General features: G+C 55.9%; 12 protein-coding genes. 6 read left to right on the top strand and 6 right to left on the bottom strand.

Features of this window, described 5'->3' with window-relative positions; all coding sequences use genetic code 11:
- Positions 1–1,049: proline--tRNA ligase (gene proS, locus PAT3040_RS39000; RefSeq protein WP_258235149.1), on the bottom strand; the 1,049-nt coding region annotated here is incomplete at its 3' end.
- Between the two features lie 403 nt (positions 1,050–1,452).
- Positions 1,453–2,823 (bottom strand): FAD-dependent oxidoreductase, encoded by a 1,371-nt coding sequence (locus tag PAT3040_RS25405; protein ID WP_108994879.1) that lies wholly within the window; start codon positions 2,821–2,823, stop codon positions 1,453–1,455.
- 232 nt (positions 2,824–3,055) lie between these two features.
- Here PAT3040_RS25405 and PAT3040_RS25400 point away from each other — a divergent pair, with 232 nt between their 5' ends.
- The 4 genes from PAT3040_RS25400 to PAT3040_RS25385 all read left to right on the top strand — a co-directional run bounded on the left by PAT3040_RS25400 (position 3,056) and on the right by PAT3040_RS25385 (position 7,567).
- The gene (locus PAT3040_RS25400; protein WP_108994878.1) at positions 3,056–4,075 is read left to right on the top strand and encodes a LacI family DNA-binding transcriptional regulator; all 1,020 of its coding nucleotides are present in this window, start codon (positions 3,056–3,058) and stop codon (positions 4,073–4,075) included.
- Positions 4,076–4,265: 190 nt separating this feature from the next.
- The gene (locus PAT3040_RS25395) at positions 4,266–5,786 is read left to right on the top strand and encodes an MDR family MFS transporter (protein WP_108994877.1); all 1,521 of its coding nucleotides are present in this window, start codon (positions 4,266–4,268) and stop codon (positions 5,784–5,786) included.
- 46 nt (positions 5,787–5,832) lie between these two features.
- Positions 5,833–6,786 (top strand): helix-turn-helix transcriptional regulator, encoded by a 954-nt coding sequence (locus PAT3040_RS25390; protein ID WP_108994876.1) that lies wholly within the window; start codon positions 5,833–5,835, stop codon positions 6,784–6,786.
- Positions 6,787–6,817: 31 nt separating this feature from the next.
- Positions 6,818–7,567 (top strand): SDR family NAD(P)-dependent oxidoreductase, encoded by a 750-nt coding sequence (locus tag PAT3040_RS25385; protein WP_108994875.1) that lies wholly within the window; start codon positions 6,818–6,820, stop codon positions 7,565–7,567.
- Between the two features lie 221 nt (positions 7,568–7,788).
- Here PAT3040_RS25385 and PAT3040_RS25380 read toward each other — a convergent pair whose 3' ends face one another.
- Genes PAT3040_RS25380 through PAT3040_RS25365 form a run of 4 tightly spaced genes read right to left on the bottom strand, consistent with a single transcriptional unit; the run spans position 7,789 to position 12,456 of the window.
- Positions 7,789–9,393, bottom strand: coding sequence for an extracellular solute-binding protein (locus PAT3040_RS25380; protein ID WP_087568156.1), 1,605 nt, complete (start codon positions 9,391–9,393; stop codon positions 7,789–7,791).
- Between the two features lie 22 nt (positions 9,394–9,415).
- The gene (locus PAT3040_RS25375; protein ID WP_108994874.1) at positions 9,416–10,708 is read right to left on the bottom strand and encodes an alpha-glucosidase/alpha-galactosidase; all 1,293 of its coding nucleotides are present in this window, start codon (positions 10,706–10,708) and stop codon (positions 9,416–9,418) included.
- Between the two features lie 24 nt (positions 10,709–10,732).
- Complete coding sequence (locus PAT3040_RS25370) at positions 10,733–11,623, bottom strand: carbohydrate ABC transporter permease (protein WP_087568158.1); 891 nt, start codon at positions 11,621–11,623, stop codon at positions 10,733–10,735.
- Positions 11,624–11,643: 20 nt separating this feature from the next.
- Positions 11,644–12,456, bottom strand: coding sequence for an ABC transporter permease (locus PAT3040_RS25365; protein ID WP_246608392.1), 813 nt, complete (start codon positions 12,454–12,456; stop codon positions 11,644–11,646).
- 329 nt (positions 12,457–12,785) lie between these two features.
- Here PAT3040_RS25365 and PAT3040_RS25360 point away from each other — a divergent pair, with 329 nt between their 5' ends.
- A complete protein-coding gene (locus tag PAT3040_RS25360) occupies positions 12,786–14,015 on the top strand; it encodes a response regulator (protein ID WP_108994873.1) in 1,230 nt (409 codons plus the stop codon).
- Positions 14,012–15,538: cache domain-containing sensor histidine kinase (locus PAT3040_RS25355; RefSeq protein ID WP_108994872.1), on the top strand; the 1,527-nt coding region annotated here is incomplete at its 3' end. The genes PAT3040_RS25360 and PAT3040_RS25355, both read left to right, overlap by 4 nt.

The following is a 15,538-nucleotide window of genomic DNA, read 5'->3' as shown; positions in this document are numbered from 1 at the left end:
ACGGCTTCGTCGACGAGAACGGGGATCGTCAACCCGACAGGTCCGGCGAATCCGATCCCCGCTCCCGTCGCCTTCATGGCCGTTTCCGAGTCGGCCAGAACGATTTCGTTAGCGCCCAAGACGTTTTTGACTTTCAACTCGTTGACCTCGTGGTCTCCCCGTACAAGTACGGCGACCGGATTCCCGTCGGCCGAGTAAATAATCGTTTTGATGACATCGCCGGCTTGGATCGCAAGGTGCTGGGTCAGTTGTTCGATCGTGCGTACGACCGGCGTATGGATTCTCTCGATTGCGGGAACCACTTTGCCGCGATGCTCGGAGTGCTCCGCCTTCGACGCTGCTTTCTCCAGATTCGCGGCATAATCGCAATGAGGACATACGACGACGATATCTTCGCCAATGTCGGCCAGCGCCATAAATTCATGCGTGCCGCCCTCTCCGCCGATCGCGCCCGCATCCGCTTCGACTGCGCGAAACCTCAAACCGCAGCGTTCGAAGATACGGTGGTAGGCGTCGTACATTTTGCGATAAGAGTGGTCCAGACCCTCCAATGTGGCGTCGAAAGAATACGCGTCCTTCATCAGAAACTCTCTGCCGCGGAGCAAGCCGGATCGCGGACGTCGTTCGTCGCGGAACTTCGTCTGCACTTGGTACAGCGTGACGGGCAGTCGGCGATAGGAGCCGATCTCGTTTTTGACCAGCGTTGTAATGACTTCCTCATGCGTCGGGCCTAACGCAAACTCGCGTCCATGCCTGTCGGAGAGGCGGATCAGCTCGGGGCCGTAAGCGTCGTAACGCCCGGATTCCTTCCAAAGGTCGGCGGGCTGCAGTGCCGGCATGAGCAGTTCCTGCGCGCCTGCGCGCTCCAGCTCTTCCCGCACGATGGCTTCGACTTTGCGAAGAACACGCCGGCCGAGCGGCATATACGTATAGATGCCGGCAGCCAGCTGGCGAATGTAACCGGCCCGGAGCAGCAGGCGATGGCTGGCGACTTCCGCTTCCGCGGGCGCTTCTCGCAAGGTAGTCGCGAATAATTGGGATTGACGCATGTACGTTGCCTCCTTTTATTAGGGCGTAAAACAAAAAGACACATTCGTTCAGGGACGAATGTGTCGTGGTACCACCCTTAGTTCGATCGCCGCGCGCGGCAGCAATCCTTTATCCGGATAACGGCCGGGGCCGGCAACGGTTACTGCTGGACGAACCTGTCGGGCCGCCAAGGGAAGGCGACAGACGTTTCGTTTTGGCCGCTGCAGCTGGCAAGGCGGGGATGCTACGTCCGGGGGAGACCTTTCACCAGCCTGGTCACTCTCTGAGCCCCGAATTCGGTAACATGTTCCTTGATCAACGCTATTGACGTTTTATTGCTATTGATCATAGTGGACGCAAGGAGCAAATGTCAAGCGGCTCCGCCCCGATACACGACTCCTATGGCCAGCAAAGGTTCGTTCATTAAATTACGCTGTAAGTGGACGATTGTCCGCTGCTGAGCAGCGCCCCGTCCCGGATCAAGTGTTCTTGAAGCTGCTCAACGCTTATCTCGGCCGGCGAAATGCCTTGCGCCGAAGCCATGCCGGCGGCCGTGCCCGCGGCTTGGCCCGTCGCCATGCAGCTTGGCGTAAGCCTCGTTGTCGCCAGCGCCTCATGAGACGTCGAGATGCAGCGTCCCGCCGTGAGCAGATTGACGATGCCTTTCGGAATGAGGCAGCGGTACGGGATGTCATAGGCGCCGTCGCCCTGCACCCATGCGGCCTGCACGCCTTTGCCGGACGGATCGTGAATGTCGATCGGATACCCGCTGCGCGCTATGCAATCGTCGAACGTTCGGCCGCTCACGACATCATCTACTTGCAGCGTGTATTGGCCGTCGATTCTGCGGCTTTCGCGAACGCCGATCTGCGCCCCGACCGACGAGATGGACGCGTTCTCGAAGCCTGGCAGATTGCGGGTCATGAAGTCGGCCACCATGCGCACCTGTTTCCGGCCCTGGATCTCACCTTCCGTGAGGTCCTCCAGCTTCGTAGAGTCGAGCCCTTGCACGCGCGTTGTGTTGACAAGCACCTCATCCGGACCTGGCCCGGTGAAAAAGAGCACCTGGTCGCGGTTAATGGGCAGCTCGGCTTCCTGCCAATGCTTGAAGTAGCCCAGCACGCCGGATAACGGCAGTTGCTCCAGCTCGTCGAACGGCGTTTTTTTGTAAAACTCATCCGGATGATCGATCATGTACCGCTTTACCTTGGCGAGATCGACGCCGCGCATGCGGAATTTCATCGTCATCGGCTGGGTCAAGCTGTCTCCGTCGCGGCCCTGCAGGCACGGCACGCCTGACAAATAGGCGAGATCCGCGTCGCCCGTCGCATCGACGAACTGCTTCGCCGTCACTTCGTATTTGCCGGATTTGGTGGCCAGTCTAACCGCGACGATTCGGTCGCCTTCGACGACGGCCTCGTCCATGAGGCTGTGCAGCAGCACCTTAACGCCTGCCTCCCGCAGCATGTCGACGATCAGCACCTTGTATACTTCGGGATCGTACGGCGTAATCGTCCGCACGAAGCCGACCGTATCGCGCACATGGCCGGGCGATGCATGTTCCGCCATCAGCCGGTCGATAATCTCCTGCGCAATGCCCGCGATGACTTGCTTGCCCCCCGTCGTATGAAACGTCATCCATGGATAGACGAGCGCCGCCGTCGACATGCCGCCGAGAAAGCCGTAACGCTCGATCAACACCGTCTTTGCGCCTGTCCTTCCAGCCGCGAGCGCCGCGTTAATACCTGCCGGACCGCCACCACATACCACCACATCCGCATCTATTCTGTTCATCCGTTATCCCTCCCTCGAAAGTACCTTCAGTATAGGGAGGATATGGCTTCAAAAGTAGTTTAACTTTAGTTTAAAATAGAGGAGACAATGTTTACGCTGCTTGTACCCTGTCGCGAAAAATGATGTCGTCTCTCGTAGCGGAGACGGGCCAGCCGGGTTAAGCGGGCCGGAGTACGATTCGGATATTTGCAGGTAGTCGTCCGCGGCTGCCGAACGTAAGGAGGAACTCGCTTTGGGAACACGCAAGACGGTTACGCTGCATGATCTTTCGGCCGATCTCGGCCTGTCCATACAGACCATATCGAAGGCGCTGGGCGGCAAGCCCGGCATGTCCGAGGAGACCCGGGCCCGGATCGCCCGCACGGCGTATAGGCGCGGCTACCTGACCGTAGCCCAGGCGAGGGAGCTCGCCAGCCGGGGCATCGCTCCGTACCCGACCTTCCAGCTGCGCTTCGCGCTTATCCAGTCGCGGCAATCGACGAATTACAACACGTTGCTGGCCGAAGGACTGCGTCAGCGGCTTGAGCTGCTGGACCACCGCCTGGAGTGTCATACGCTGGACGAAGATTTGTCCGACAGCGCATTCGAACAGTGGCTGGAGCGCATAAGCCTGCCTACGGCGGACGGCTTGTTCATTGCTCCCAGGCTGCTGTCGGACACGACAGAGCGCAAGCTGCTTGGCTTGTCGCTGCCGAAGGTGCTCATCAACTATCCCAGGCCATTGTCGGAGCTCGACAGCGTCATCTGGGACGTCTACGAAGCCGTCTGCATGGCTGTCGACAAGCTGGTCCGGCTGGGTCACGCGCGTATTATGTATGTGGGCGACATCGGCAGCCAACGGGGGTTCGCAAGGCGCTGGCAGGCATTTCAGGAGATGATGGGCGAGCATGGACTGGTTTGCAGTCTTGAATCGCAGCTAACCGGCGATTGGAACACCGAGACCTTGCAGGACAAGCTGAATGAAGTACAGCCTACCGCCATCATTGCCGGTATCGACGAAGATATCGAGAGGCTGTTCCGCAATTTGGACGAACTTGGGTATCGCGTGCCGGAGGGGCTCTCCGTCATCGGGCTGGCCAACGGCCCGGTAGCCGCCGTACCTGGTCTTAGCCGGCCGGAGCTGCTTATCCGGGAGACCGGCTATAAGGCGGCGGACAAGCTGCTATGGCGGCTCGCCAACGGGAGCGAGCCCTGGGAGCATATCCGCATTGCCGGACCGTTCTGCGAAGGAGATACCGCGAGACGGCTATAGAGCCGCGAGCTAACCATGAACTAACACAAAATTCTCAGAGGGGCCATCCGGATATCGGGTGGTCCTTTTCTTAAGAAAAAAATAAAGCATTTCCTCCCTGACACACTGTTGTCAACAAGGGTAGCTTAAGATGGTCTTAGATGATTGTTAGCCAATCAATTCTTAAGGTACAAGAAAGGGATGGGAACGTATGACAAACAAACTGGGAGTAATCGTTGGAGGGCTGCTGCTAGCTATTTTGATCGCATCCATGGACAACACGATTGTTTCAACGTCGATCGGAACGATCGTTGGAGAGATGGGAGGGCTCGACAAGTTCGTGTGGGTCACTACCGCGTATATGGTGGCTGAGATGGCGTGCATGCCGATCTTCGGCAAACTGTCCGATATGTATGGGCGCAAACGTTTCTTCATCTTCGGGATCATCGTGTTCATGATCGGCTCGGCATTATGCGGAATGGCGCAATCCATCGTCGAGTTAAGCCTCTATAGAGCTGTGCAAGGTGTCGGGGCCGGAGCGATGGTGTCCATCGCCTTTACGATCCTGTTCGACGTCATGCCGCCGAAGGAGCGCGGCAAGATGATGGGGTTGTTTGGCGCCGTGTTCGGACTGTCGAGTGTTGTAGGCCCGTTGTTGGGCGGATACATTACCGACCATCTCGATTGGTCATGGATCTTCTACATTAACCTGCCGCTGGGCGTTATTGCATTGCTGGCGATCGCTTTGTTTTACAAAGAATCGGCGGTACACGCCAGGCAAAAAATCGACTGGGCGGGTTCCGTACTCCTCGTGGGCGCTATCGTCTGCTTTATGCTCGGACTTGAACTCGGCGGTAAAACGTACCCATGGGATTCGCCGCAAATTCTTGGTTTGTTCGCAGGTTTCGTCGTGCTTGTTCTACTGCTGGTCGTGGTCGAAAAGAGGGCCGCAGAGCCAATTATCTCGTTCCGCCTGTTCCGCAGCAGACTATACACGACGAGCAACCTGGTCGCGATGCTCAGCGGCGCGGCGTACATGACGGCGGCGATCTTTATACCGATCTACGTGCAAGGCGTGCTTGGAGGCTCGGCTTCCAATTCGGGATTGACCCTATTGCCGATGATGGTGGGCTCGGTGGTTACGGCCACGCTTGGCGGATTCCTGATGACGAAGCTGCAATACCGCACCATTATGATCGGGACGCTGGCGCTGCTTCTGACGGGTCTTGCTCTTCTCTCGCAAATTACGGTAGAATCTTCTCGACTTTCTATTACGATGATTATGATTTTGATCGGTCTTGGGATTGGCGCTTCCTTCTCCGTGCTTAGCACCGCCGTTATGGATTCGTTCCCTCCGGCGCAGCGCGGGGCCGCAAGCTCGACCTTAAATTTCAATCGCTCGCTCGGCATGGCGCTCGGCATTACCATTTTCGGCATTGTGCAAAGCCACAGCCTGCTCTCCAAGCTCACCGAATCGCTTGGCAAAGGCGACGTGGCTGTACCGGCCGACTTGAACCTAAGCGATCCCCATTCGCTGCTGAATCCGGCATTCCGCCAATCCGTCGATGCCGGGCTGCTCGATACCATTACCGCAGGGCTGTCGAGCTCGATCGGAACCGTCTTCGCATGGAGCCTCATCCCCGCTGTATTGGCGCTGATTGCTGCATTATTAATGACGAAAGCCAAGATGGAGCCGGCTGCCGAAGGAGAGGAATTCGCAACCGCCCACTAATTTATAGATCGGCGAGAAACAGCATGCCGGCATAGGAGAGATGACGATGAAGCTGGAACGGTTAATGACCATTACGATATTGCTGCTCAATCGGAAGCGAATACAAGCGCAGGAATTGGCGGATCAGCTTGAGGTTTCGCTGCGCACCATCTATCGCGATCTCGATTCGCTTGGTCAAGCCGGCATTCCCATCGTGTCCTATACGGGCATGGAGGGCGGTTACGAAATTATGGACAGCTTCCGACTGGATCGGCAGCTTCTGTCCTTTGATGAACTGACCGCCTTGTCCGCCGCGCTCCGCGGTCTTGAGTCCACGAAGGCCTATGATCGATCCATTATGGACCGCCTTCTCGGCAAAGTAGGTGCAATGGTTGCGCAGGCTGAGCAAGGTCGGGCAGGAGAAGGAGAAAGTATTCAGATTGATTTCACCCCTTGGAAAAATAGCGAGGAGGACCAGAGGCGGTATGATACGCTTCATCAAGCCATTAAGGACCGGAAGCTCCTGACATTTAAATACACGAGCAGAAAAGGAGAGGAACTAGAGCGCGTGGTGGAGCCGATGGTGCTTGTGATGAAGTCTTACTCCTGGTATCTTTACGGCTATTGTCGACTGCGCGGCGATTATCGGATCTTTAAGCTGTCGCGGATTCGGGAGCTCCATGTACAAGCCGACACCTTTATTCGCCGAACGGACTCGCTTGCGCAATTGAATGACAGGTGGGCGGCGCCGGAAAGGCGTGAGGGTATTCCGGTTACGCTTCAGTTCCAGGCATCGGTTGCCGTGTTTGTGATGAACCGGTTCGACGAGAAGGATATTGAACGATTGCCGGATGGAAAAATTATTGTACGAACGACCTGCTCGAACGAGAACTGGCTGATCGGGATGGTGCTTCATTACAGGACGGATGTCATTGTGCTCGAGCCTGCTTCTATGGCTGCCAAGGTTCGGCAGGTTGCGCTGGATATTGCCCGGCAATATGACGTATCGGATGAAGGGTAAGCGATAGCGAATGGGAAAGGGGTTGAACAGGATGTCTGTGAACGGGAAAGTTGCGATTGTGACAGGCGGCGCCCGGGGTATAGGGAGAGCGACGTGCATCCAGTTGGCCAGACAAGGCGCAAGGGTTGTCGTTCACGACTTCGGTTATGAACAGGTTGCTCAATCCGTCGCTAACGAAATTATTGCAAATGGCGGGGAGGCCATTGCGGTTCATGCGGATACCCGCAGCGAAGAGCGGATGGAACAACTTGCGGCGATCGTAAAGAAGGAGCTCGGACGTATCGATGTTCTTGTATGCCATGCCGACAGGGGGGTTAATGCCTCCGCCTTTGCCGAGCTTTCTTGGGAGTCATTCGAACGACAGTTGACGGATGAATTGAAACTGGCTTTTTACGCCACGAAGGCTGTTATCCCGACGATGATGGCACAGCAATCCGGCAGGATTGTCTATCTGTCCAGAACGGAAGGCAAGGACCCTGTCCCCGGGCATATTGCATTCGGCACGGCGAAGGGAGGGCTGGATGCCTTTGCCCGATATATTGCGCAGGAATTCGGGCCCTATGGGATAACGGCGAACGTCGTCGCTCCCGGCTTCGTCAAATCCGATGATAGCCTGATGGTCTCCGAGGAGGAAAGCCGCATGATCGGCAGCTTCACCCCGCTTGGCCGGATCGCCGAGCCGGAAGACGTGGCGGGGGTCGTTGCTTTCCTCGCGGGAGATGCCGCTCGATTCCTTACGGGAACCTACACGCCGGTAACCGGCGGGCTTGCGATGGAGTAATAGGAGGGTAAGAGGGTAGAGATAGGATGGTTCGCAAAGCAAGCCAAAAACCAAGCCGCTTGGAAGAGTTTTCTTCCAAGCGGCTTGGTTTCGTTAGCATGGCTTTCTTACCACATAAGAAAGTATAAGTTTTCGGTCTTCGAAAACAGCTTGCTTATTGGCGATAAATCCTACCTCTAACCGCGGTCGCTCATCTTTGAAAGGCTTCGATAGAGGATTTCTCATTTCCACAGCTCCATTTGTTTCTTATAATTTTCCGTATAAATCTGTTCGATGCGCGGCGCGTTGTTGTCTTCGAGATCCTTCATCAGCTTGGCGTAGAGTGCTTCGAATTCATCCTTGCTCTCGGCGTAAGCCAGCTGGGTAAAGCCTTGAGACAGCAAATCCTTGATCTTCTGCTCGTTCAGGGCATCCGGCGTGCCGCCGCCCGGACCGAGATTGTCGTAGATCGCCGTATCCCAGGTCGAGTCCTTCATGGACTTGATGGCATGCTGGTTGTACGCGTTCCGCTCGTATTTCGCTACGAGATCGAGCGGCGTGCCGTCGGAGCCGTTGCCGTTTTTGACGAACCACGTCCACTTGCGGATACCGGTCTGCTTGGAATATTCGTTCCAGTTGTCCTTAAAGCCCTGCAGCACTTCCGGGAACGGCTTGTGCTTGCCGTCCACCATCTCCCAATGCTCGCCCTCCAGGCCCCACATGAGTAAATATTGGCCTTCCTCGCTCGCCAGGAAATCCATAAACTTGATCGTTTGCTCCGGATGTTTGTTGGCCGCCGTAATGGCGATGGCATCCCATCCTAGCGAGCTGCGCGGTCCGTACGTCGTCGCGGATGGATCGACGCCCGGCGCCGTCACCTTAAACGCGAGGAATTGCTTATCCGTATCCTCGCCGTACTTCTCGCGCAGCAAACGGTTCGGCTCCAGCGGCTCGCCGCCGCCGACGGCGAATACGCGCTCGCTGGACACCTTCTGATCGAAGATTTGCGTTTTGTTGATCGCCCATTCGTTGTCAAGAAGAGCTAAAGCTTGCAGATCGTTGATAAATCCCATCATTTCCTTATAACGCGGCTCCCGGACCTCCAGGCCGATTTGGCCGTCCGATTCGTAGTAGGATTTCATGCCGTACATCCCTTTAAACGTGCCAACTACCGTCGGCATATGGTCGGCGTTGAACGTTAGCGGGATCGTCGGTTTGCCGTCGACTTGCGGGTATTTTTCTTTGAACTGCTTAAGCAGATCGACGAATTCCTCTTGTGTAAAGCTCTCTCCGCTTTCGATGCGGTCCCCGTAGCCCAGCTCCTTCAAAATATCGGCGCGCATGTTGAAGCTCCAGCCCGGATCGGGGTCCATGCCGTACCAGTTGTTCAAGTAATAATTGTTGCCGTCCGAATGTCGGCTCTTGTTGAGCACGTCGCCGTACATTTCTTTAATGTTCGGGCCATGCTGGTCGATCAGATCGTTTAGCGGGATAATCGCCTTGGCCGCAATGTAGCGGTTTACGATATCGCTGCGCCGGTCCATGAGCACGATGTCGGGCAGCGTGTTGCTGGTCAGCATCAAATTCAGCTTCTCGCTTGGATCGCCCGTCGGCTGTTGGATCTCGATCTTGACGCCCGTGCGCTTCGTAATTTCCTCGGCCACCGGATTCGTAAACAGATCTCCCGTGTTTTTATCGAAAAAAGTCAACGTAATCGGCCCGCTGTCGGCCGGCGTATTGCCGTTTCCGTTCGACGGTTCGTTTTTGCCGCCGGAGCATGCCGATACCGTAAGCAAAAGCATGGCGGATACCATCGTTAGCGCGACGGCTTTTGTTCTCTTTTTCATGTGTAGACCCTCCCCGGAATAATTATTTAATCGTGATGAAATCGCGATTCGCTTCCAGCATCTCATCGCACATGGCCACGATGTCGTCGAGCGACAGCTCGGAAGACGTATGCGGATCCAGCATGGCCGCGTGATACACATGCTCGCGCTTGCCCGTCAGCGCCGCTTCGATCGTCAGCAGCTGCATGTTGATGTTGGTTTGGTTGAGCGCGGCGCATTGAGGCGGCAGCGCTCCAAACCGCGTTGGCAAAATGCCGTTGCCGTTCACCATGCATGGCACTTCCACGCAGGCGTTGTGGGGCAGATTGCTGATCAGGCCGCCCGTGTTGAGCACGTTGCCCGCGATCTCGAACGGTACGTTCGTTTCCATCGCGTCCATGATGTAGGAGGCGTATTCGTGCGAACGCTCGTGGGTCAGATTGGCGTTGTCGATCATCGCGTTTACTTCCTGCCAGTATTCAGCTTTGCCTCTGCCCCAGTTTTTGTATCCGTCCGTCGGCAGCGTATATTGTTCCTTCAAGTGCGGATATTGGCGTTTGTGATAATACGGCACGTATTCGGAGCCGTGCGAGCTGGACTCGGTAACGTAATAGCCGAACAGCTTCATGTAATCGTATCGTACCATATCGGTATGACGGTCCGTGCGCGCCCCTGCCCGCTGGCGGATCTCCGGGTACAGATCAATGCCGTTCCTCGATACTTCCAGCAGCCAAGCTTGATGGTTGATGCCGGCGATCTTGTAGCGGACATTGTCATGCGGCATGCCAAGCCCCTCAAGCAGCTCCTTGGCACAGGTTTGGACGCTGTGGCACAGCCCGACGGTCTTAACCCCTGTCGCTTGCAGCATGGCCCCGGTCACGATTGCCATCGGATTCGTGTAGTTGAGGAACCAGGCATCCGGACACACTTCCTCCATATCGCGAGCGATATCGATCATGACCGGGATCGTGCGGAGCCCGCGGAACAAGCCTCCCATGCCAAGCGTGTCGGCGACGGTCTGATGCAAGCCGTATTTCTCGGGAATTTGGAAGTCCGACATGATCGTCGGGATCAGCTCGCCGACAGCGATGGCGTTAATGACGTAATCCGCGCCGCGAAGCGCTTCCTTGCGATCCGTGTAGGACTTGATCGTCGCTTTGCCGCCGAGATTCTGATTCAGGTTTTGCAGCATTTTTTCGGACTGCTCCAGCCGTTCCATGTTGATGTCGAACAGCGCCATATGCGCGTCGGCCAGCGACGGCGTCCGCATGCAGTCTCCCAATATATTTTTTGCGAAGATGGAGCTTCCCGCCCCGATAAATGTAATTTTAGCCATTGTCATAACTCCCCTTGAAAGAATTTAACTTTTAACAGCGCCTAGCAGCATGCCCTTAAGGAAAAATTTCTGCAGAAACGGATAGACTAGAATGATAGGCAGCGTCGCGACCATCGTGACGGTCATTCGAATGCTTTCGCCCGTAACGGGAATGCGCTTGTTTTCGTTGGCAAGCTGCTGTGCTTGCGAAAGCATGTCGCCTGTCTGGTATTGGTTGAGTATTTTGACCAGCACGGCTTGCAGCGTCTTTAGATCCGGCTTGTACGTATAGATGTAGGAATCGTACCAGGCATTCCAATGGAAGATTGCCGCGAACAGCGTAATCGTGGCCAGCACGGGCACGCAGACGGGCAGGATCACCTGGACGAAAATACGAATGTCGTTCGCGCCGTCAATCTCCGCCGATTCCTCGATCTCCTTCGGCAGCTGCTCCATGAAGGTGCGCACCAGGATCATCCAGAAGATATTGATCAATCCCGGCAGAAGGAAAACAAGAAAGTTGTCGATCAGATGAAGCGATTTGATGACCATATAGGTCGGAATAAGTCCACCGCTGAAGTACATCGTAAAGATGAAAAACAGATTCAAAAATCGACTGCCCGCCAACGTTCGTTTGCTGAGCACGTAAGCTAGCATCGCGATGCATGCGACGGTCAACGGAACGCCGAGCACGGTCCGGAGCACGGTCGTCCGGATCGCCGTCAGTATCTCCGGGTTGGAAAAGACGGTGGCGTAACTATCGAGGCTGAATTCTCTCGGCCAGAGCATGAACCCTCCGCGCAAGGAATCCGTGCCGTCGTTGATGGACAGAATGAAAATTTGCCAGAACGGGAAAAATGTGACGAGAAAAACGAGGCCCAATAAGCCGTAAAGCAGCGTATTGCCCGTCAGATTCAGTATCCGGTCTCGTGTCATCCTGCCTGCACTCCTTTGCTTTAGAATAATGAGTTGCTGTTCATGCGCCTGGCGATCGAATTGACCGCAAGCACCATCAGGAACGCGACGGCCGACTTGAACAGGCCAACGGCGGCGGCATAAGAGAACATGCTGTTCTGCAGACCGTACCGGAACGAATAGGTGTCGAGCACGTCGGAATACTCCCTGTTAAGCGAATTGCCAAGCAAATAATATTGGTCGAAGCCGGTATTCATCAGATTGCCCACCGACAAGATGAGCAAAATGACGATGGTCGGCCGCAGCAGGGGCAGCGTTACGGAAGTCATCTGCCTGATCCGGCCGGCGCCGTCTACCTTGGCGGCTTCGTACAGATCGGGGTTGATGGAAGAGATGGCCGCCAAATAAATGATCGAATTGTATCCCATCTCCTTCCAAGTGTTGGCCCCCGACACGATCCCCCAGAAGTACTTGCCTTCTTGCAGGAACGGGATGCTTTCTTTTGTCAGTCCGACGAGCTGTAGCAGTTCGTTTACAGCGCCTTCGGATGCTAACAGTGCGACGAATATATTGGCAGCGATGACCCACGAAATAAAATAGGGCATATAGGAAGCCGTCTGGACAATCCGCTTGAAGGCCTGGCTGCGCACCTCATTTAGCGCCAGCGCAAGCAGGATCGGCACGATAAATCCGAGAAGGAGCGTGAGCACGCTGGACACCAGCGTATTGCGCATGATCATCTTGAAGTCGCTGCCGTTGAAGAAATAGGAGAACCATTCGAATCCAACGAATTCGCTGCCGAAAAAGGACGACCAGAAGTTTCCGAGTGTCGGCTGAAAGTCGACGAAGGCCATGTACAATCCCGCCATAGGCGCGTATGCAAATAGAAGAGCCCAGATGAAAGCGGGTATGAGCATCACGTACAAATAGCGATGCCGATACAGCCTCCTGCCCAGTGATGCAGTCGATGAATGTCGGTCTGGGCGCAATGTTTTCCCCTCGTTTCTGTATTGGATTTGCCGGCTATCTCCATTATGACTCCCGTTATTGCCGATAATCCATATCGCGTTTTTACGTTTCCTATCGAATTCGAACGAACCTGCTCCGGGGTCGATTGACGGTAAGAAGGCAGGGTGGGATACTGATATCATCAGCAGGATGAGGCAAGGGGGAGCTTGCGGACATGTACAAAATAATGCTGGTCGACGACGAACATATCGAGATCGAAACGCTAAAGCGGTTCGTTCCCTGGGAGGAAATGGGGTTCGAGGTGGCGGGCACGGCCAAAAACGGCCGCGAGGCGCTCAGCCGCATGGATGAGCTGTCTCCCGACATCGTCATTACCGATGTCAGAATGCCGATCATGGACGGCATCCAATTCGCCAAGGCGGCAAAAAAACGCTGGCCGCGGCTCATTGTTATTTTCATGAGCGGCTACGACGACTTTGCCTATGTAAAGTCTGCGCTGATGCTCGAAGCATCGGGATACTTGCTGAAACCGCTGGATATCGACGAGCTGCAGGAACGGATGTTGAAGGTGCGGCAGAAATGCGCCGAAGAGGAACGAAGCAGGCTGTCCTCCCGAGCGCTGGCCTCGCAATACGCGAAGCAGCTGCTGCAGGAGGGGCCGCCCGACGCGGTCGAGAACGAGCTGAAGGAAATGCTGGAGGAGCTGCTTCCCGGAGCGACTGGCGTCTATTCTGTGATGCTCGTGACGATCGACGCCGCGTACAAGCCGGCAAGCGATTCGTCCGAGCCTGCCCAGGCCAAAGCCAAGGTGCTGCAAGGCATGCAGCGTCTGATGGCCGACGCCCAGGCGCTGCCGTTCGAATGGCAGGAGGATCGCCTGGTCGTATTGGCCGCGCCGGGAGAAGTCCATCTGGCGGAGCAATGGCACGCGAAGCTCGCGGTCGTCTGCCCGTGGATCACGACTTGTCTGTATCCGCATCCCGTTCCGCTCAGCCAGGTGTACGAGACGTGTCTGCATCTGCAGCAATTCCGTGGCCGCCATATGGCAAAGCACGGCAGCGGCCAATATATCGAGGCTACGCCCGCGCCATCGGGGGGAGCCGACCGTCATGCCGCCATGGTTCATCAGGTAAAGTCGCTGATCGATCTCGAATTCGGCAGCGCGCTGACGATCGAATATTTGGCCGAATACGCCTATTTGTCGCCCAATCATCTGCGCATGCTGTTCAAGGAATATACCGGATATACGGTACTCGAATATATGACGAAAGTAAGGATGGACCGCGCGGCGGAGCTGCTGCGCGATACCGATATGAAAATTCACGAAATCGCAACCTTCGTCGGTTACGAAAGCGCATCCCACTTCGGCGCCGTCTTTCACAAGAGACGCGGGGTGACGCCGAACCAATTCCGCAACCGCCAGCCGGGGCATTCGGCGCCATGAAGGCCGTGAAGCGGTTCATCAACAATCTGGCGCTGCGCAACAAGCTGCTGGTGTTCTTCTTGCTGGCTTCCGTCATTCCGCTGCTGGCCATCTCGTTATATTTCTATCAGGTGTTCCAGAACCAGCTCGTCTCGCAGACGCATGACCGGATGCGCACGATGAACAGCCAGCTCAGCAGCAATATCGACAACAAGCTCAAAAATTACGAGCAAATCTCCAGCCTGCTGTACATGGATTCGGAACTGCGGGACTGGCTGACCAGGGAGTACCGGCGGGGGATCGACTTTGTGCACGCCTACGATTACATCAACAGCCTGCTGTTCGGCATTCAGCTCACCAATACCGATATCGACTCCATTACGATCTATCCGTTCAACGAATCGATTCCGAGCGACGGCATGTTCATTCAGCGCGTGGACGAGGGGATGAGAGAGGCGAAGTGGTACAAGGAGCTGGAGCAATCCTACGGCAACGCCGTCTACAGCGTCGTTATGGAGAACGGCGGCAAGCAGCCCGTTATTACCCTCGCGAGGCTGCTCAACAACAACGATATGCAGAGGCCGTACGGCGTCCTTGCCATCCATGTGAAGGAGAGCGCTCTCTACTCCCTGTTCGGCGAAGAGGCGCAGGCGAGCGATATCTATCTGGTCAATCAGGAGGGCGCCATCCTGTCGACCCGGGACAAGTCGATGATTCTGCAGCCGTTCCGTCAGGTGCTTGAAGAAGGCGGTTGGAGCGGTGGAGGAAGCGGTACGTTCGAGCAGCCGGTTAAGGGGATGGAATCGCTTGTCGTCTACGACACGCTGCCGATCGGCTGGAAGACGGTGTCGATTATTCCGCTGAGCGACGTGTTGAGCGAAGCGAACAAGGCGTCGAGCCGCATTCTGCTCATCGCCGCGATCAGCATCCTGCTGTCGGTCGGTCTGATCGCCATGACGGCCCGTTATTTCTCCAACCGGTTCCAGACATTGACCCGGTTTGTGCGGAAGGTAGGAGACGAGCAGTTCCAATTCGAGCTGAAGCAGGACAGCAAGGACGAGATTGGCCTGCTGGCGGAATCGTTTAATACGATGAAACGCCAGCTCGACAAGCTGATCAACGAGGTGTACAAGAAGGAGATCATGCGGAAGGAGACGGAGCTGGCGCTGTTGCAGAGCCAGATCAATCCGCATTTCCTGTACAACACGCTGGCCGTCATCTCCTCGTTGGCCGTCCAGAATCAGGACCGGCAAGTGAGCAAGATCGTTCGCCATCTGTCCAATTTCTACAAGACCTCGCTAAGCAAAGGCAAGCCGGTCATTCTGATCCAGAAGGAGATCGAGATTACGCGGCATTACGTAGAAATCCAGTCCGTCCGGTTCGACAACCTGTTCCGCGTCCACTGGCAGCTTGACGAGGAGCTGTTCCGGCATCAGACGGTCAAGCTCATCCTGCAGCCTTTTGTGGAAAACGCCATTCAACACGCCGTCTGGAGCGACGACGAGCCGCTGAACATCGTCATTCGGCTGTACCGGCTCCGCGCA

Source organism: Paenibacillus agaridevorans (assembly GCF_003112455.1).
Classification (GTDB): domain Bacteria; phylum Bacillota; class Bacilli; order Paenibacillales; family Paenibacillaceae; genus Pristimantibacillus; species Pristimantibacillus agaridevorans.
Note: the sequence above shows the minus strand (reverse complement) of the source record. Positions and strands in the feature narration are given on the sequence as shown.

What these genes read in the sequence shown, in the direction of transcription:
- PAT3040_RS25405 (WP_108994879.1), bottom strand. Translation starts at nt 2,823, where the DNA reads ATGAACAGAATAGATGCGGATGTGGTGGTATGTGGTGGCGGTCCGGCA.
- PAT3040_RS25385 (WP_108994875.1), top strand. Translation starts at nt 6,818, where the DNA reads ATGTCTGTGAACGGGAAAGTTGCGATTGTGACAGGCGGCGCCCGGGGT.
- PAT3040_RS25370 (WP_087568158.1), bottom strand. Translation starts at nt 11,623, where the DNA reads ATGACACGAGACCGGATACTGAATCTGACGGGCAATACGCTGCTTTAC.
- PAT3040_RS25380 (WP_087568156.1), bottom strand. Translation starts at nt 9,393, where the DNA reads ATGAAAAAGAGAACAAAAGCCGTCGCGCTAACGATGGTATCCGCCATG.
- PAT3040_RS25375 (WP_108994874.1), bottom strand. Translation starts at nt 10,708, where the DNA reads ATGGCTAAAATTACATTTATCGGGGCGGGAAGCTCCATCTTCGCAAAA.
- PAT3040_RS25365 (WP_246608392.1), bottom strand. Translation starts at nt 12,456, where the DNA reads ATGGCCTTCGTCGACTTTCAGCCGACACTCGGAAACTTCTGGTCGTCC.
- PAT3040_RS25360 (WP_108994873.1), top strand. Translation starts at nt 12,786, where the DNA reads ATGTACAAAATAATGCTGGTCGACGACGAACATATCGAGATCGAAACG.
- PAT3040_RS25395 (WP_108994877.1), top strand. Translation starts at nt 4,266, where the DNA reads ATGACAAACAAACTGGGAGTAATCGTTGGAGGGCTGCTGCTAGCTATT.
- PAT3040_RS25390 (WP_108994876.1), top strand. Translation starts at nt 5,833, where the DNA reads ATGAAGCTGGAACGGTTAATGACCATTACGATATTGCTGCTCAATCGG.